The following is a 16,700-nucleotide window of genomic DNA, read 5'->3' as shown; positions in this document are numbered from 1 at the left end:
GGCTCAATCGAGCCCGTTTCTTTATTCTCAATGCCCTAACTATCTCACGGCTAACCTTTAGGTGGCATTGAAAGCTGCATCTCTGGCATTTGCGCTTTCTTCATCCGAATCTTACGAACAACAAACCAAACAACAATTCCCAGAATAATCGCAATAATGTTTCCGATCATAATGATCATCATGCCTTTGAAGCGATCATCTTCTCTCTCTTGTTCACGAATGGCTTGCTCTTCAAGCATGCGTTTCTCTTCTTGAGCTTGCTTGAACGCTTGCATGGAGGCTTCTACATCTACCTTTTCCACCACACTGAAAGACTGTTCTGCAAAACGAAAGACCAGTTCTCGCTCTGTTGCTGCCTCTGTTGCGAAAGCTATTCCCGACCAAGTGTGTTTACCAGGCATGGCGGCGTTAGGCAAACCAAAATACGCTTTCAAGCCATCTTCATCTGATTGCCCTTGGGTGATCATTTCTTTGCCTTCAGGTGTCGTTTGATCGATGCTGACAGCAATGGACCCAGGCTTGATTGCCCCTTCTTCGCCCGTCACGGTAATGGAATGGTTCATTGTTTCACTTCGCGCTTGCATAAATTCAGCCGTCAATGGAGTTGGATACACCAAAATAGTCTGTTCGATAGAGCGAAGAAATATTCCGTTCCCAGATGTGATGCGCGCTCGATATTTTCCAGGCTCAATTTGAATAGGCAATTCTACGGTGAACACACCGTCTCCGGGGTATTCGTCCAGCCCTTGTCCATCGTCTTCAAATTCCCCCATAACTTGAGGTTTTGGTCTAGCATCTGAGCTGAGTGAAGCTTCGTTTTCGATATACTTAGTAAAAGTGACTTTAAGGTTCACCCTGTCCAAGAAATCTCTTAGCACCAGAGGCTTATTGTCGTGTCTTAACTGAGCAGTAAATTTTGTGCTCTCGCCCATATAAAGGCGCTGTGGGAAACGGTCCACACTGAGCTTGAGATTTGAAAGAATTTTGATGTTATTGCGAGGATGCACTTTACCGACAGCTTGCCACGGCCCTGGCATTGGGTCATCAATTGAAATGATGTCCATACCTGATTCTTCGTACCAACGTACATTTTCTGGGTGGCTCCAAGCGTAGTATTTCTTGCCGTCAGGTCTTACAAGCACCACAGATTGGCTGTTTCGCTTGCGATAAACAATAAAAGAAGCTTGAGAAATAGACGGATCGACCCTAAAGCGGTTGTCCAAGAGTCGAATTGAGGATTCTGATTCTTCGCTGCTTACACCAGCTGCAAACACCAATAATAAGGGAATCAAAATCCGCCACATACACTCTCCTATTGACGCCAGAGGCAAGCGCCAGCTTTTTCTACAATATCAAGACGCGCACCATGCGCTTCTATTTCATCGGCTGATGCACGAATAACTTTAAGTGACTTTCTGCCTGTCGCTACTCGTTTGATCGCTTCTCCCGTGCCGTCGCTGTTCTGGTCTCCACTATTAAATTTAAGTGTGGTTTGACCGCCTGTCATTAACAGGTATACGTCCGCTAGGATTTCGGCATCGAGCAATGCCCCGTGGAGTGTACGGTGAGAGTTATCTATTCCGTATCGCTCACACAAGATATCGAGGTTATTTCGTTTGCCTGGGAAGATTTTCTTCGCCATAGCAAGGGTATCGGTTACTTTACAGTATTGCTCAGTTTTCCCGATAGATGGGTCGAGCATCTTGAATTCATGATCCATGAAGCCGACATCGAAGGGCGCGTTGTGAGCCACCAGCTCCGCACCATCAATGAATTCTAGAAATTCTTTATGGACGTCTCGATATTCAGGTTTATCAACCAAAAATTCATCTGTAATACCATGAACCAATATAGCATCCGGCTGGATTAACATGTCTGGTTTCAAGTAAACATGAAAATGTCGACCAGTGAGCTTACGATTCATGATCTCTACCGCACCGATTTCAATGATGCGATGACCCATGTAATGTGGGCCGGTTTCTCGGTTCATACCGGTTGTTTCGGTATCGAGCACCACGATTCTCTGGTGCGCAGAATTGTTGCTGGTATTCATAAGGATATGTGTCAGACTATGTTCAATGAATTCATTTCGCAATATCAAGTAATAGTATCAAATCATGGCGAAACAAGTTGAAGTTTTCACAGATGGCTCCTGCCTTGGCAATCCCGGACCAGGCGGTTATGGCATTGTACTCAGATACAAACAAACTGAAAAAAACCTTTCTAAAGGATACCACCTCACCACAAATAACCGCATGGAAATGATGGCAGCGGTTGTTGCGCTGAAGTCGCTTAAAGAACCCTGTCATGTGATTTTAACTACAGACAGCCAGTATGTCAGACAAGGTATCACTCAGTGGATTCATAATTGGAAAAAGCGAGGATGGAAAACAGCTGACAAAAAGCCCGTGAAAAACGCCGACTTATGGCAAGAACTCGACAAAGAAACCGCTCGTCATGATGTAGATTGGCGTTGGGTAAAAGGGCACGCTGGTCATAGAGAAAACGAAATATGTGATGAGCTCGCCCGCACTGCAGCTGAAGCACCCACCGAAGAAGATACCGGTTACCAACCTAGTTAACCTCTTATTCCAAGTTCTGGTTAGTTACACTTCCATGGCCTAAGACGACTTAGTTTCTCTAGAAGACACTCGATAATTCACTCCTATTGGCGATAAATTACGTTTGAATCGCCAATGGGGCTTGATGGGTTTAAGTGGATAAGTGCGCTTTCGAGCCACGATAAAATAGAGGCTTCCAAATGGGTTCGCTAAATTACCCAATGCGTTCTCTGTCCAAGTCCACAAAGGTTGATAACGCTCAAATGGCAATAGTGCGTAACTGTCTAAATGAACAACCTGATAGTTCAATAGCCCTAGCCAGTCTCGAATTCGGTTGGGGGTGAACATTCTCCCACTCCATGGCAGGTTGTTCTTTCGCCATGGCATCAAACTCGATAACCCTGTCACGCTAATAGGATTAAACCCTGTTAATATTAAGTAACCATCGTCAATCATTACTCTGTCTATTTCACGCAGTAATCGGTGGGGGTCATTACAGTAATCAAGCTGGTGCGCCATCAGCACTGCGTCAAAACTCTTTTCAAGAAAAGGCAGATCATACGCATCGGCTATAACGTTATGGAGTGGGTTTTCGACATCCAGTAGAACTTGGTGTTGTATATTACAGTTAGAGCTGCCTAGCTCACAACTTAAGCCACCAAGCTTTAGCATATGGTAGCCAAACAATTTGGGACACCATTCATCTAGCCTCATTTGGATAGTTTCTGATACCCACTGCCCATTTTTGAGCTGTTCCCAAGAATGTGGCTGTTCTAATTTGCGTGATGTGCGAGCTGGCTTCATAATAATCCGTCTAAATATCTGGGGACTGGAGTTCCAAATATGTTAACCATCAAAAGCATACCTGCATTTAGCGACAATTACATCTGGCTCATCCAAAATAACGATCAGCGTTGTGCGGTTGTCGACCCAGGTGATGCGTCTCCAGTTTTGGAGCATCTAAAAACTCATGAGCTTGAACTGGAAGCCATTCTAATTACACACCACCACGGCGATCACATTGGTGGTGTATCAGATCTCATAAGAGCTTTCCCTAATTGTAAAGTCGTCGGTCCTGCCGATGAACCCATCCCTACCCTAACTACGCCAGTTAAAGAAGGCGACCAAATCGAACTATTTGGGGAGAGGTTTCTCGTTTTAGATCTACCTGGACACACTTTAGGTCATATTGGTTACGTCGGCGATGGTAAATTGTTCTGTGGTGACGTTTTGTTCGCCGCGGGCTGTGGTCGAATCTTTGAAGGCACCTTTGCTCAAATGTTTGAATCACTTAATAAACTGTCTGCTCTGGCTCAAGAAACCAAAGTGTATTGTGCCCATGAATATACTTCATCCAATGTTTCTTTTGCACTCGCTGTCGAACCTGATAGCCCTGAACTTCATATCTATCGCGATGAAGTTAATCGTCTAAGAGCGCAAAATTTGCCAACTATCCCTACCTCGATAAGCCAAGAAATGCGGACAAACCCGTTTCTTCGCTTTCAAGAGGAAAGTGTGATCAAGGCAGTGTCTCATCGCACTCAAGATACGTCACCACTTGCAGTATTTTCGGCTCTTCGTGAGTGGAAGAACGAATTTTAACGATTTGATGCTTGTCACCTAGATAGGGAGACAAGTATTATCAGCAGCCATTTAATTAAAAGGCTGCATCAATGAGAGTACAGTACAGTTGGGTGTTGGCGTTATTTTTGACAGGTTGTCAGCTAACGTCGTCTGAAACACCCAATCAAACATCACCGGAAAGTAACCCAAAAGAGACTAAGGTTACTTCTACTTCTTCACCGTCGGCAAGCAAACCTGTGAGCAACACCTCGGTCAAAGAAACTCCGGTAGTCACTCCTCAAAACCAGCTAGATGTTTGGCAAAGAATCGCCATGCAGCTTGAAATGCCTATCCCAGACCATAAAACCGTGGACTACTATCGTACATGGTACTTAAAACACCCTCGACATTTACAAACGGTCGCACAAAGAGCAGAGCCCTTTCTATTTTTAATTACGGAAAAGATTGAAGAACGCGGCTTACCTTTGGAGCTCGCCCTCTTACCCGTAGTAGAAAGTTCATTTGACCCATTTGCCTACTCTCATGGCAGTGCAGCGGGTCTATGGCAGTTTGTTCCTGGTACTGGGAAAATGTACGGACTTGAACAAAACTATTGGTACGATGGCAGACGTGATGTTACCGAGGCTACCGATGCCGCTCTGAACTACTTAGAAAACTTGAATCGACGCTTTGAGGGTAATTGGAATCACGCCATTGCCGCATACAATAGTGGCGGCGGCAGAGTTTCGAGTGCCATCCGAAAGAACAAGAAAGCGAATAAGCCTATCGATTTCTTTTCACTGTCTCTACCAAAAGAAACCAGTGGGTACGTACCTAAACTGCTTGCTCTAGCAGACATCGTCGCTAACCAAGAAAAATACGGCATCAATATCCCAGCTATTGCTAACCAACCCGTACTGGCGCAAGTGAACCCTAAAGAACAATTGGACCTAGCCATTGCAGCAAGTTATGCAGGATTAAGTGTCGCTGAGCTTCAAGGCTATAACCCAGCTTACAACCAGTGGGCAACGGCACCATCAGGACCGCACCACTTATTGATTCCTATTGAGAAAGTAGAGCAGTTCAACCAAAAAATATCGCAAAATCGCGGTAAAGGTATGAAATTGGTTCGTCACCAAGTGAAATCGGGTGACACTTTAAGCGTGCTTGCGAAAAAATACAGCACAACGACAAAAGTCATTCAAGCGGCGAACGAGCTTTCAAGCACAAGCATTTGGGTCGGTCAAAACCTAATGATTCCAACGTCTACAAAAAATGACACAATTTACACACTAAGTGCTGACAACCGATTAGCAAAAACACAATCCAAAGCTCGTGGAAAATACAAATTTAGCCATACAGTAGTATCAGGCGACAACCTTTGGTCGATTGCTAAAAAACACAAGGTTTCACATCAATCTCTCGCAAAATGGAATGGAATGGGACCACGCGATACATTGCGTATTGGTCAGAAACTGGTTGTTTGGAAAAACTCCAATGAAGGCGCAATCATTCGCCCAGTGTTCTATAAGGTACGTTCTGGAGACACCATCAGTGGTATTGCTTCCAAGTTCAAAGTAAAAACAGGCGATATCATGAAGTGGAACGACTTGAATAAATCCAAATACTTACAACCGGGTCAAAAATTGAAGTTGTACGTTGACGTAACGAAGGTAAGTGCATGACACCCTCTAAAAATTCATTGGTGATGTTGGTCGACATTTTCCGTTCACCAACTCAATGCTTTGCTGCTCTTTACCAAAAAGGGATATGGGGATGGCAACCTTTCATCGTTCTGCTGATTACGCCGTTTCTATTTTGGGGTGCCTACTTCGATATCGTCGATTTTGAATGGCTAAAGTCCGAGCTCATCGCCACCATGACCATTCCACAAGACCAGCAAGCTTTGCTAAACAGCGATACGCTTTTAGCGGGTGAGGTGCTGTTAGATGTCATGGGTCGTATTTTTGCGGTTTTGCTTTTAGGTTTTTGGTTTTCATTGGCAACAAGGCAAAGCCAATACAAAATGGGTTATTGGAAGTGGGTGGCCGCAAGCTGTGTGATGTTATTCCCAGCTGTTTTAGGGGATCTAGCAAGCTACATTAGCCTTTTGGTTAATCACGGACAAATAGTGAGTTACGCCGCAGACCTGAACAGTTTGAATGGGCTAATCAAGTTATCACCTGATCATAACTGGTATATCTTTACCAGCACCTTCCCATTGTTACTACCTTGGTACATTGTACTGGGCTATGCCGCTCTAGGGGCTTGGACAGAGTTTGATAAAGGACAGGCGCTAGCGATTGCTATCCTTCCGTGGTTATTATTCTTTGCTATGCTCGTCGGTATTGCCGCGTTTAATTAACTTAAGCGTGACCCACATTGGATTGTGATCAGAGGCGTCTGAAATCGGCGCCTCTGCTGTTTCTAGCGTTAATCCACGGTAATACACATGATCCAATGCCCACCCCGTAATAAACGCTAGCCTTGTATCTGGTGAAAACTTTGCTTCAGCCATTTCCAATGCTGCCATTCTTTCTTTCAGCTCCAAGGTTCGTTCTTCGCTCCAGGTATTGAAATCACCAGCAATGATCATTGGTCCCTCGTGTGATTCAACCGCTGCTTTTAAAGCGTCTATCTGCGCTTCAAACTCCGTCGTACCAATAGTGAAATTAACCGCATGAATGTTCACGACCGCCAGCGTTTGGCCGTTAGACAAAGGGTAAGTGGAATATAAAGCCGATTTAGGCAATCTTAGCCATGGCTCTATTTGGGTATAAGCGCACGCTTTTAAGGGAAAGTTAGGGGCGAGATTCAAAACACCAGCACTGCTATCAAAAAGCTTAAAAGCGCTCACGTGGCTACTTGCCCATTGGTGCTTCGACAGCCATTGAACGAATTCAGCATTAAGGCTGGCTTCTTGCAGTAGCACTAAATTCGCGTGTTCCGAAAAGCGGTCGAGTGCTTCAGACCACCCTTCTCGATTTTGTTTATAAATATTCCACACCAATAGACGAATTCTCTCATTGGAATCTAAAGGTGCGGTGTTCGTATTGGTATAGCAATATTGGTCGGTACGTTGGCTAGTTGCATCAAGGGAAATGAGTACCGGCTTTTGCGGAACAGTGAATAAAATGGCGTAAATACCCACGAAGCAAAAGCAGCTCGCGACCACACTGAGTAACCACTTCCTCATGTTTTCTCCTAAAACCTACCGCGACTATACTTCAAACAAAAATGGAGCCGAAGCTCCATTTCTTTAATACTGATTTTGGTTTAGATAGCGTCTTCGTCTTCTTCACCAGTACGAATACGTACAATACGCTCAATATCCGTGATGAAAATTTTACCGTCACCAATTTTACCCGTCTGCGCCGTTTCGATAATGGTATCAACACACTGATCAGCAACATCTTCTGAGACAACTATTTCTAGCTTTACTTTAGGCAGAAAATCAACCATATACTCAGCGCCACGGTATAGTTCAGTGTGACCTTTTTGACGACCAAATCCTTTTACTTCAGATACAGTCATACCTGTGATACCGACTTCAGCCAGAGCTTCACGAACGTCATCCAACTTGAATGGCTTAATGATTGCTTCTATTTTTTTCATTGTCTTCCCTTCACGTATTCGTTTACCGATCATTATACCCAAGTGATTTCAAGATGCTATGTTCTGCCACCCACGCTTAGCTGTATGCCACCAAAATTTGGCAGTTAGCAAATATCTAAGCTGCGTCCATTTTCTGCATTAATCCCCAAGCAGCAAATAAGAATACACCTATGTTTACTAGCATGAGAACAAAATCTTGGAATAACAACCCACTACCATCAAACGACAGTACGCCAGAAAACAGTGTTAACGAGGGAATAAAAAAGAGAACAGGTAGGTAACCCCAAGTTCTTTGACGCCATAACCCGACAACGGCAAGTAGCCCACTAATATAGGTTAGTGCCATTATGGTCGCTGGAATAAGCTTGAGTACAGTTTGGGAAAGAGCTTGAGTTAGGATAGGTGAATGAAAAGCTAAATAGCCAATAAGAATCAGCGCTATAATGCGTTCTGTCGAAATGCGCTTTTGTCCTGACGAATTCACATTCATGGCAACACTCCTTGTTGTCCGTTATTGTATTTCGATAGTAACCTTCATGTCCGTATAGTTTGATACCATCTCATTTCAGTTTAGTTCGAAATGAGCTCCTTACAATAGAATGAAAGAATATAGTTCCTTTCTATTGCCTTAAGTTATTTATACCTTGTCTTTTATTAATAAAAATAAAATGCCCAGTATTGAAGTCAGTACTGGGCATAAGATCACACTATTGTGTTCGGATTTCATTTCAGGCTCGAAAAGTAAGCAGCTAAGTTATCAATATCCTGATCACTTAGTCCCATGGCTTGCGCCGACATTACCGCCGCCAAGCCGCCAGTGCGTTGATTTGCTTTATACGCTTTCAGAGAACTGACTAAATATTTCTCGTTCTGACCTTTCAAATTCGGATAACCATCAATTGCTGCAATACCATCCGCACCATGACAAGCAGCACACACCGCCGCTTTAGCTTTCCCAGCATTCGCATCTCCTGCGGCACTGGCACCACTAAACACCATTGCGAATGCCATTGCACATCCTATTGTTACTTTTCTCATTGCTTCACCATGTATTTATTAGGGTTATAGTTTCCGTTAATTGTGGCACATTTTTAGATCAACTGATCCAAACAAGTTCACAATCCGAAGCATTAAAGCCTTGAGTAACAAATAGATTGGCAACTGCAGCCACTTTATCATCGTACATTACAATAGGTATTTGCCTGCGCTTCCAACTCGGCACGCCATACTCCTGAAAGAGCTTTTTTAGTTTTCGGCTGCCATTTCGACCCACAGGTTTAGCGCTGAGCCCTTGAGGACAGAAGTGTACCGTCACTTTTTCTGATGGAAGAGGAAGGCGCAGTGATAACGAATTTACTGAAACTGACTTGCTCAGTGATGTATTCAGACCGCTCGTCCCCAATGTTAATTCACCAAGGGCATAGGGTAGAAGCAACGTCTTCCCAACGCTTAGTTCTTCACACCAATCAGAGAGATCGTGCTCGGGAGACACTAGATAAAGGCGATGGTCATATCGGCGTATTTCCCCAGATGGTAAAGACAAACTTGGGTTAGCATCTTTTTGGCTACACGCCACATTTTGCCAAATCACCTGCAATTGCTTTCTTGAAGGCATTTTGGCACCGGAATACTCAAGCCACATCCGGATCAACTGCGCTCTGGCTAATTCACTTTGTTCTGAAAGTTTAGAAATGCTTAAGCTACCGTCATAAAACAGAGCACCAGATAAGTTTTGACTCAAGAGCTCTTCAAGGAGGCTCTGTTGTTCAGCACACAATTGAGCACTTCGTTGAACAGATTTTTCAAAACCAGACCAACGTTTAGCGAGTTCAGGGACAACTTGATGACGTAAAAAGTTGCGATCAAACTGAGTGTCATCATTGCTTTCATCATGATTCCAATTCAGCTTGTGATGGAGCGCGTACTGTTCAATATCTTGTCGAGAAACACTGAGGAGAGGACGTAAAATCTCACCTTTTCCAAATGAAGCAATACGCGGCATACCTGATAATCCCTTAGGACCACTTCCCCGTTTTAACGCCAGTAGAAACGTTTCCGTTTGATCGCTTATATGCTGCCCCGTCAACAAAACGTCTTTATGACCGACGTATTGACGAAGAACATCATACCTTGCTTCACGGGCCAGCTCCTCGACACTCCTACCCGATTCAATATCTAACACAACTCTTTCAGCAAAAAACGGAACGTTGGCTTTTTCACACCAAGCCTGACAATTTTTTTGCCAATCATCAGCATTACTGCTCAATCCATGATGAACATGAACAGCTTTGGTTTTGATTTGATGAGACTCTGCCATATGGCTAAGTAGATGCAGCAGTACACGCGAGTCCATCCCACCGCTTAAGGCTAGGACAATCGTCGTCTCAGGTGAAGTATGTTTCAGTACTTGCTGGTTGAATTCGTTTTGTAACACGTTTGTCCCAATAAAAAAGCGAGCCTGATGCTCGCTTTATTCTACCTTAATCTGCTAATTAGCAGTAACCGTAGTTCTTAGCAGTAACCATAGCTCATTAAGCGTTGGTAACGACGCTCAAGTAGCGTTTCTTCATCAAGGTGGTCAAGCTCGTCAAGTTGCTTAACAAGCATCGCCTTCATGTTTTCTGCCATTTTTAGTTTGTCACGGTGCGCACCACCTAAAGGTTCTTCGATGATCTCATCGATCAACTTCAATTCTTTTAGGCGAGGTGCAACAAGACCCATTGCTTCAGCTGCCTGAGGCGCTTTATCCGAATCACGCCATAAAATAGAAGCACAACCTTCCGGCGAAATAACAGCGTATGTTGAGTATTGAAGCATGTTCACGTAGTCACCGACACCAATAGCCAATGCACCGCCAGAACCGCCTTCGCCAACAACGTTACAAATGACGGGCACTTTAAGACCAGACATCACTTTTAGGTTTTTGGCGATAGCTTCCGATTGCCCACGCTCTTCGGCACCGACTCCTGGGTATGCACCAGCGGTGTCGATAAACGTGATGATTGGCATTTTGAAGCGCTCTGCCGTTTCCATAAGGCGAAGTGCCTTACGGTAACCTTCTGGCTTTGGCATACCAAAGTTACGGATCACTTTTTCTTTTGTTTCACGACCTTTTTGATGACCAATGATCATCACTGGACGCCCTTCTAAACGAGCAATACCACCAACGATGGCTTTGTCATCTGCATAAGCGCGGTCACCAGCAAGCTCATCAAACTCTGTAAATACGTTTTCCACGTAATCCAGCGTATAAGGGCGCTGAGGGTGACGAGCTAGCTGAGCTACCTGCCATGCTCCTAGATCGCTGAAGATTTTCTTTTTCAGTTCTAAACTTTTGTCTTCAAGTTGTTTGATTTCTTTATCTAGATCAACTGAAGCATCCCCGCCATGACGAGATACGTCACGCAATGCTTCAATTTTTGCTTCCAGTTCAGCGATAGGCTTTTCAAATTCAAGAAAGTTTAGGCTCATCTATGAATCCTTATTGGTCAACTGCGTACCATTTCGCAGCTGAATTAGTTAAATTCGAGTTCTACCTGGCTTTGACCAAGCAGCTCCTTTAAATCGTCTAGTAATGTATCTGCTGGCGTTACTCGCCATTCCACGCCCAGTGCTAGACGTGCTCGCGCATCGCTGCGCTGATAATATACATTAACTGGCACTGTTCCCGCTCGGTGCGGCTCCAATATTTGATTGAAGCGTTCAAAGAAATGTTCATCAATTTGTTGTTCTTGTATAGAAACGGACAAACCACGAGCGTATTTTTCACGCGCATTTCCGAGATCCATAACCTCGCGCGCGGACATTTTAAGCCCACCGTTAAAGTCATCAAAGCTGACCTGTCCGGAAACGACCAAAATTTTATCTTTTTCAAGCAGTTCTGCATATCTTTCGAGCGCATCTGAGAACAACATCACTTCCATACGCCCAGAACGATCATCCAGTGTCATAAGCCCGATGCGCGTACCGCGTTTGGTTGTCATGACACGAGCGGCAATCACTAGCCCTGAAATGGTTAAAGATTGGTCACGGCGAGTCGGTTGTGCATCTTTAAGTCGACAACTGGTGTACTTACCGAGTTCCTTTAGATAGGCATTAATTGGGTGTCCGGTCAAATACAGACCCAAGGTTTCTCGCTCCCCTTCTAGCCAAACTTTTTCTGGCCATGGGGGGACTTGGGTATATTTTGTTTCAACATCTTCCGGTGCATCCGTTAGGACACCAAACATATCAACCTGACCAAACGATTCAGCTTGGTGATGCTGGCTTGCTGCTTTCACTGCGTCATTGAGCGATGCCATCATGGCTGCTCTGTGTGGGCCGAGTCTATCCAACGCACCAGCATAAATCAGTTTTTCGATAACGCGTTTATTCACTTTTTTAAGGTCGATACGAGCACAAAAATCGAAAAGGTCTTTAAAATACCCCCCCTTTTCACGTGCTTCAATAATGTTATCGATTGGTCCTTCACCAACACCTTTAATGGCTCCAATACCATAAACGATGGCACCGGTTTCATCGACATTAAACCGATATAAACCCGCATTGATGTCTGGTGGTAATAGAGTCAGCTTCATTCTTATGCATTCGTCTACCAAGCCGACGACTTTTTCAGTGTTATCCATATCAGCAGTCATTACTGCCGCCATGAATTCCGCTGGATAATGCTTTTTCAGCCAAAGCGTCTGGTAAGAAACCAATGCGTATGCAGCAGAGTGAGATTTGTTAAAACCGTAACCTGCAAATTTCTCTACCAAGTCGAAGATCTTCATGGCGAGTTCGCCATCGACCCCATTCTTTATGGCGCCTTCTTCGAAAATGGCACGTTGTTTGGCCATTTCTTCTGGTTTTTTCTTGCCCATCGCTCGACGAAGCATGTCGGCTCCGCCTAGCGTATAACCCGCTAAGATCTGGGCAATCTGCATTACCTGCTCTTGATACAGGATGATGCCGTAAGTCGGTTCCAGTGTCTCTTTCAGCGTTTCGTGCTGCCATGTTTCATCTGGATAAGAGATGGCTTCACGTCCGTGTTTACGGTCGATGAAGTTATCTACCATGCCCGATTGAAGCGGTCCCGGTCGGAACAGGGCTACCAATGCGATAATGTCTTCAAAGCAGTCTGGTTGAAGCCTTTTAATCAGATCTTTCATACCGCGAGATTCAAGCTGGAAAACCGCTGTAGTCTCGGAGTTTTGTAGCAATTTAAATGACGGTTGATCATCAAGCGGAATAGATTCTATACGGACTTTTTCTTTGCCTTCACGCTCCAATCTAGGGTTAATTAGGCCAAGTGCCCAATCAATGATGGTCAGCGTTCGTAGCCCCAAGAAGTCAAATTTAACTAGACCCGCTGTTTCTACGTCATTCTTATCAAATTGAGTTACGGGGAAGTTGCCCTCTGCGTCGCAGTAGATAGGAGCAAAGTCGGTAATGGTCGTCGGAGAAATAACAACACCACCAGCATGCTTACCTGCATTTCGAGTACAACCTTCTAAAATACGGCACATGTCGATGAGTTCTTTTACTTCCTCATCGGCTTCATAAATCTCGGGAAGTTGTGGCTCTGCAACAAACGCTTTCTCTAGCGTCATCCCAGGGTCAGGTGGAACAAGTTTTGATATACGGTCAACAAACCCATATGGGTGACCCAGTACACGCCCCACATCTCGAATAACCGCTTTTGCAGCCATGGTACCGAACGTGATGATCTGTGATACCGCGTCACGACCGTACATTTCTGCAACGTGGTCGATGACTTGATCACGCTTATCCATACAGAAATCGATATCGAAATCGGGCATGGATACACGTTCTGGGTTGAGGAAACGTTCGAACAGAAGATCGTATTCCAATGGATCAAGATCGGTAATATCTAACGCATAGGCCACGAGTGACCCTGCACCAGAGCCTCGTCCAGGTCCAACGGGTACATCATTGTCTTTCGACCACTGGATGAACTCCATAACGATAAGGAAGTAACCAGGGAAGCCCATTTTGTTGACAACGTCGAGCTCAATCTCCAAACGTTCATCGTATTCTGGGCGGCGTTTCAGACGTTCATCTTCATCGGGAAAGAGAAAAGCCAGTCGACGCTCTAGACCTTCCTGCGATTTCTTTACCAAAAAGTCTTCAATCGCCATACCTTCAGTAGGAAAGTTTGGCAGGAAATATTCACCTAAACGCACGGTCACGTTACAACGTTTGGCAATTTCTACGCTGTTTTCTAACGCTTCGGGTATGTCTGAAAACAGCTCACACATTTCCTCTTCGCTACGAAGATACTGTTGTGGGCTGTAGTTTTTCGGTCTACGGGGATCCTCAAGCGTGAAACCATCGTGAATGGCAACGCGAATCTCATGTGCATCAAACTGATCTTCAGTAATGAATACCACTTCATTAGTCGCGACAACGGGCAGTTCAGCTTGCTCTGCAAGTTCTAAAGCAAAATGCAGGTAGCTTTCTTCGTCAGGTCGACCTGTGCGGGTAAGTTCTAAATAGAAGCGATCCGGAAAGTGAGTTTGGTAAAATTCAACACATTCAGATACAAGAGCAGCGTTGCCTTTAAGTAAGGCACGGCCAATTTCACCAACACGCCCACCTGAAAGTACGATAAGACCTTCGCTGTATTTCGCCAGCCATTCTTTTTCTATAACCGGCTGGTGCTGTACATGACCACGTTGGTAGGCATCTGAGATCAACAAAGTCAGATTTTTATAACCCGTGTTATCTGTTGCCAATACCGTCATTTTTGTGAGTTCATCACCAAACTCATCCGACTGCATTGTGAAATCTGCCCCGATGATAGGCTTGATACCATTACCATGCGCCGTATTATAAAATTTCACTAAACCACAAAGGTTTGTAAAATCTGTCAGCGCCATCGCTGGCATCCCGTATTCAGCCACTTTTTTGACAATGGGCGGCACTTTAGAAAGACCATCGACCATAGAGAAGTCACTGTGAATACGTAGGTGTACAAATTTCGGGTCAGACATTAATCAGATCCTGATGCTCAGATTGCTTAGATATTTCGTATGGGTTATACCCACTTACGTACATGATACTTGAATCCAAAAACAAGAGAAGCTATTCGATCCCAAGTGCGCGTTTTACAGGCTTAAAGCTCTTTCTGTGCTCAGCTATAACACCGTGTTTTTCGATTGCTTCAAAGTGCGCCTTCGTCGGATACCCTTTGTGATTTGCAAAACCAAATTCAGGATGTTTTTTATCAAGCTCTTCCATTTCACTGTCTCGTACCACTTTCGCGATAATGGATGCGGCACTGATTTCCGCCACTCTTAAATCCCCTTTTACTACAGCTAAGGCCGCCATAGGTAATTCAGGGACACGATTTCCATCGATAAGAGCAAAATCAGGTTGTGGATCCAGACCAGCAATGGCTCGTTGCATTGCTACCATCGTAGCTTGCAAAATATTAAGTTCGTCTATTTCTTCCGGAGAACAACGACCTACTGCCCAAGCCAATGCTTTTTCTTTGATTTCAGGGAAAAGTGCTTGGCGTTTTTTCTCTGACAATTTTTTTGAATCGGTCAACCCTTCTATGGGATTGTTTGGATCTAAAATGACCGCAGCAGTCACTACGTCGCCAACCAATGGACCACGACCGACTTCATCTACACCAGCAAAAAGCTGGTGAACCGTAGGGTATTCGAATGGAGGAAAGTCTTGTGTTGCTTTCTTAGGCATGATTATTTTCCAATTAAATTTAGAACGGCAGTTGCAGCTTGTTGATCGGCGCCTTTTTTAATCCACTGGTGCATCTCAGTAAATTCGTTGATTAAAGCTTGGTTGTCACTAAACAAGGCTTTTTCAATTTCAGGATATAAAAAGTCTGGGTGGCACTCATCAAGAATGAATTCTTTCACCAATTCTTTACCCGCCATTATATTGGGTAGAGAAACAAATTCTGTAATCGCCAATTTCTGTACTATCCAACCTGTCAGTCTATTTACTTTGTAGCCAACAACCATGGGGCGTTTAAGTAGCATGCACTCCAAACTTACTGTGCCAGAAGCGAGCAATACCGCATCGGAAGATGTAATAACATTTCGTGCTGTATCTTGAACAATAACAAAGTTGAGTTCTGGAGCGACGTCTTTCCAAATCTGTTCAAATTGCTCTTTTCGCTTTTCATTTACAGCGGCGACAACAAAACCAACATTCGGATGTTTTTTATTAAGGCGTTTACACGTTTCGATAAACGGCTTAGCAATCAATCCAACTTCCCCACCTCGGCTACCAGGCAGTACGGCTAACCAAGTTTTATCTTGTTCAAGATTGAGATGCTCTCTTGCTTCTTTTTTATCGGGCTCAAGGGGGATCGCGTCTGCGAGCGTATGACCGACAAACTCACAGGCTACGTTGTATTTGTCGTAAAAATCTTTCTCGAATGGCAGGAAAGCCAAAACTAAATCCGTCGCAGCATCAATTTTAAAAATTCGCTTTGGACGCCAAGCCCACACAGATGGACTGACGTAATGAACAGTTTTAATACCTGCCTTTTTAAGGCTTAACTCTAATCTCAAGTTAAAATCGGGCGCATCTATACCAATAAATACGTCAGGTGGGTTTTGCGTAAAGTACTTCACTAGTTCCGCTTTTACTTTCAAAAGCCGAGGCAAGCGCCCCAAAACTTCGACAAGACCCATCACGGCTAATTCTTCCATTTCAAACAGAGATTCGCAGCCCAACGCCTTCATTTTGGGTCCGCCAATACCGACAAATTCAGCATCAGGATATTGCCTTTTCATCGCTTCAATAAGACCAGCACCTAACGTATCACCAGATAATTCACCAGCAACGATGCCAATTCTTAGCGGACCAGTATCTGAAATCATATTTCACCCAAAGCCAAATTTTTAAACGTAAAAATACAAAAAGATCGCTAAAAACAGCGATCTTTTCAATGGTTAGTTCTATCAACGCACCTATTAAACCCGA

The 16,700-nt window shown here is 44.3% G+C and carries 16 protein-coding genes; 4 read left to right on the top strand and 12 right to left on the bottom strand.

Annotated elements, in window-relative coordinates; all coding sequences use genetic code 11:
- Positions 1-50: 50 nt before the first annotated feature.
- Complete coding sequence (locus tag VPNCDNU1_RS20285; protein ID WP_104402012.1) at positions 51-1,304, bottom strand: TIGR03503 family protein; 1,254 nt, start codon at positions 1,302-1,304, stop codon at positions 51-53.
- A gap of 8 nt (positions 1,305-1,312) precedes the next feature.
- Positions 1,313-2,053: a DNA polymerase III subunit epsilon gene (dnaQ, locus tag VPNCDNU1_RS20280; RefSeq protein WP_104402011.1), complete on the bottom strand. Its 741-nt coding sequence runs from the start codon at positions 2,051-2,053 to the stop codon at positions 1,313-1,315.
- A 64-nt stretch (positions 2,054-2,117) separates the two neighbouring features.
- Between dnaQ and rnhA the strand changes: the two genes are divergently transcribed.
- Positions 2,118-2,582, top strand: a complete 465-nt coding sequence (gene rnhA, locus VPNCDNU1_RS20275) for a ribonuclease HI (RefSeq protein WP_104402010.1) — start codon at positions 2,118-2,120, stop codon at positions 2,580-2,582.
- A 39-nt stretch (positions 2,583-2,621) separates the two neighbouring features.
- On the opposite strand, the gene VPNCDNU1_RS20270 is transcribed toward rnhA, so the two are convergent.
- The gene (locus VPNCDNU1_RS20270) at positions 2,622-3,365 is read right to left on the bottom strand and encodes a class I SAM-dependent methyltransferase (protein WP_104402009.1); all 744 of its coding nucleotides are present in this window, start codon (positions 3,363-3,365) and stop codon (positions 2,622-2,624) included.
- Between the two features lie 39 nt (positions 3,366-3,404).
- Between VPNCDNU1_RS20270 and gloB the strand changes: the two genes are divergently transcribed.
- From gloB to VPNCDNU1_RS20255, 3 genes are all read left to right on the top strand, one after another.
- The gene (gene gloB, locus VPNCDNU1_RS20265; protein WP_104402008.1) at positions 3,405-4,163 is read left to right on the top strand and encodes a hydroxyacylglutathione hydrolase; all 759 of its coding nucleotides are present in this window, start codon (positions 3,405-3,407) and stop codon (positions 4,161-4,163) included.
- A gap of 71 nt (positions 4,164-4,234) precedes the next feature.
- Positions 4,235-5,809: a LysM peptidoglycan-binding domain-containing protein gene (locus tag VPNCDNU1_RS20260; protein WP_104402007.1), complete on the top strand. Its 1,575-nt coding sequence runs from the start codon at positions 4,235-4,237 to the stop codon at positions 5,807-5,809.
- Complete coding sequence (locus tag VPNCDNU1_RS20255) at positions 5,806-6,489, top strand: YIP1 family protein (RefSeq protein ID WP_104402006.1); 684 nt, start codon at positions 5,806-5,808, stop codon at positions 6,487-6,489. Before VPNCDNU1_RS20260 ends, VPNCDNU1_RS20255 begins: the two co-directional genes overlap by 4 nt.
- Here the strand turns inward: VPNCDNU1_RS20255 and VPNCDNU1_RS20250 are convergent.
- From VPNCDNU1_RS20250 to lpxB, 9 genes are all read right to left on the bottom strand, one after another.
- Entirely contained in the window at positions 6,448-7,320 is an 873-nt protein-coding gene (locus VPNCDNU1_RS20250; RefSeq protein ID WP_104402005.1) for an endonuclease/exonuclease/phosphatase family protein, read from the bottom strand. The two genes, VPNCDNU1_RS20255 and VPNCDNU1_RS20250, sit on opposite strands and share 42 nt — an antisense overlap.
- A gap of 80 nt (positions 7,321-7,400) precedes the next feature.
- Positions 7,401-7,739, bottom strand: coding sequence for a nitrogen regulatory protein P-II (glnB, locus tag VPNCDNU1_RS20245; RefSeq protein ID WP_101110620.1), 339 nt, complete (start codon positions 7,737-7,739; stop codon positions 7,401-7,403).
- A gap of 115 nt (positions 7,740-7,854) precedes the next feature.
- On the bottom strand, positions 7,855-8,229 hold the full coding sequence (locus VPNCDNU1_RS20240) for a hypothetical protein (protein ID WP_101110621.1): 375 nt from the start codon (positions 8,227-8,229) through the stop codon (positions 7,855-7,857).
- 233 nt (positions 8,230-8,462) lie between these two features.
- A complete protein-coding gene (locus tag VPNCDNU1_RS20235) occupies positions 8,463-8,777 on the bottom strand; it encodes a c-type cytochrome (RefSeq protein ID WP_104402004.1) in 315 nt (104 codons plus the stop codon).
- A gap of 58 nt (positions 8,778-8,835) precedes the next feature.
- Positions 8,836-10,173, bottom strand: a complete 1,338-nt coding sequence (tilS, locus tag VPNCDNU1_RS20230; RefSeq protein ID WP_104402003.1) for a tRNA lysidine(34) synthetase TilS — start codon at positions 10,171-10,173, stop codon at positions 8,836-8,838.
- 77 nt (positions 10,174-10,250) lie between these two features.
- Positions 10,251-11,210, bottom strand: a complete 960-nt coding sequence (gene accA / locus VPNCDNU1_RS20225) for an acetyl-CoA carboxylase carboxyl transferase subunit alpha (RefSeq protein ID WP_101110623.1) — start codon at positions 11,208-11,210, stop codon at positions 10,251-10,253.
- Between the two features lie 44 nt (positions 11,211-11,254).
- Positions 11,255-14,734 carry a DNA polymerase III subunit alpha gene (gene dnaE / locus VPNCDNU1_RS20220; protein ID WP_104402002.1) on the bottom strand — a complete coding sequence of 1,160 codons (3,480 nt, stop codon included), beginning with the start codon at positions 14,732-14,734 and terminating at the stop codon, positions 11,255-11,257.
- Between the two features lie 91 nt (positions 14,735-14,825).
- Positions 14,826-15,446, bottom strand: a complete 621-nt coding sequence (gene rnhB, locus VPNCDNU1_RS20215) for a ribonuclease HII (protein ID WP_104402001.1) — start codon at positions 15,444-15,446, stop codon at positions 14,826-14,828.
- A 2-nt stretch (positions 15,447-15,448) separates the two neighbouring features.
- A complete protein-coding gene (lpxB, locus tag VPNCDNU1_RS20210) occupies positions 15,449-16,597 on the bottom strand; it encodes a lipid-A-disaccharide synthase (RefSeq protein WP_104402000.1) in 1,149 nt (382 codons plus the stop codon).
- Positions 16,598-16,700: the final 103 nt, after the last annotated feature.

The organism is Vibrio penaeicida, from assembly GCF_002933855.1.
Lineage (GTDB): Bacteria > Pseudomonadota > Gammaproteobacteria > Enterobacterales > Vibrionaceae > Vibrio > Vibrio penaeicida_A.
Note: the sequence above shows the minus strand (reverse complement) of the source record. Positions and strands in the feature narration are given on the sequence as shown.

Excerpts from the sequence above, each read along its gene's own strand:
- VPNCDNU1_RS20285 (WP_104402012.1), bottom strand. The coding sequence starts at position 1,304 with ATGTGGCGGATTTTGATTCCCTTATTATTGGTGTTTGCAGCTGGTGTA.
- dnaQ (WP_104402011.1), bottom strand. The coding sequence starts at position 2,053 with ATGAATACCAGCAACAATTCTGCGCACCAGAGAATCGTGGTGCTCGAT.
- rnhA (WP_104402010.1), top strand. The coding sequence starts at position 2,118 with ATGGCGAAACAAGTTGAAGTTTTCACAGATGGCTCCTGCCTTGGCAAT.
- VPNCDNU1_RS20270 (WP_104402009.1), bottom strand. The coding sequence starts at position 3,365 with ATGAAGCCAGCTCGCACATCACGCAAATTAGAACAGCCACATTCTTGG.
- gloB (WP_104402008.1), top strand. The coding sequence starts at position 3,405 with ATGTTAACCATCAAAAGCATACCTGCATTTAGCGACAATTACATCTGG.
- VPNCDNU1_RS20260 (WP_104402007.1), top strand. The coding sequence starts at position 4,235 with ATGAGAGTACAGTACAGTTGGGTGTTGGCGTTATTTTTGACAGGTTGT.
- VPNCDNU1_RS20255 (WP_104402006.1), top strand. The coding sequence starts at position 5,806 with ATGACACCCTCTAAAAATTCATTGGTGATGTTGGTCGACATTTTCCGT.
- VPNCDNU1_RS20250 (WP_104402005.1), bottom strand. The coding sequence starts at position 7,320 with ATGAGGAAGTGGTTACTCAGTGTGGTCGCGAGCTGCTTTTGCTTCGTG.
- glnB (WP_101110620.1), bottom strand. The coding sequence starts at position 7,739 with ATGAAAAAAATAGAAGCAATCATTAAGCCATTCAAGTTGGATGACGTT.
- VPNCDNU1_RS20240 (WP_101110621.1), bottom strand. The coding sequence starts at position 8,229 with ATGAATGTGAATTCGTCAGGACAAAAGCGCATTTCGACAGAACGCATT.
- VPNCDNU1_RS20235 (WP_104402004.1), bottom strand. The coding sequence starts at position 8,777 with ATGAGAAAAGTAACAATAGGATGTGCAATGGCATTCGCAATGGTGTTT.
- accA (WP_101110623.1), bottom strand. The coding sequence starts at position 11,210 with ATGAGCCTAAACTTTCTTGAATTTGAAAAGCCTATCGCTGAACTGGAA.
- dnaE (WP_104402002.1), bottom strand. The coding sequence starts at position 14,734 with ATGTCTGACCCGAAATTTGTACACCTACGTATTCACAGTGACTTCTCT.
- rnhB (WP_104402001.1), bottom strand. The coding sequence starts at position 15,446 with ATGCCTAAGAAAGCAACACAAGACTTTCCTCCATTCGAATACCCTACG.
- lpxB (WP_104402000.1), bottom strand. The coding sequence starts at position 16,597 with ATGATTTCAGATACTGGTCCGCTAAGAATTGGCATCGTTGCTGGTGAA.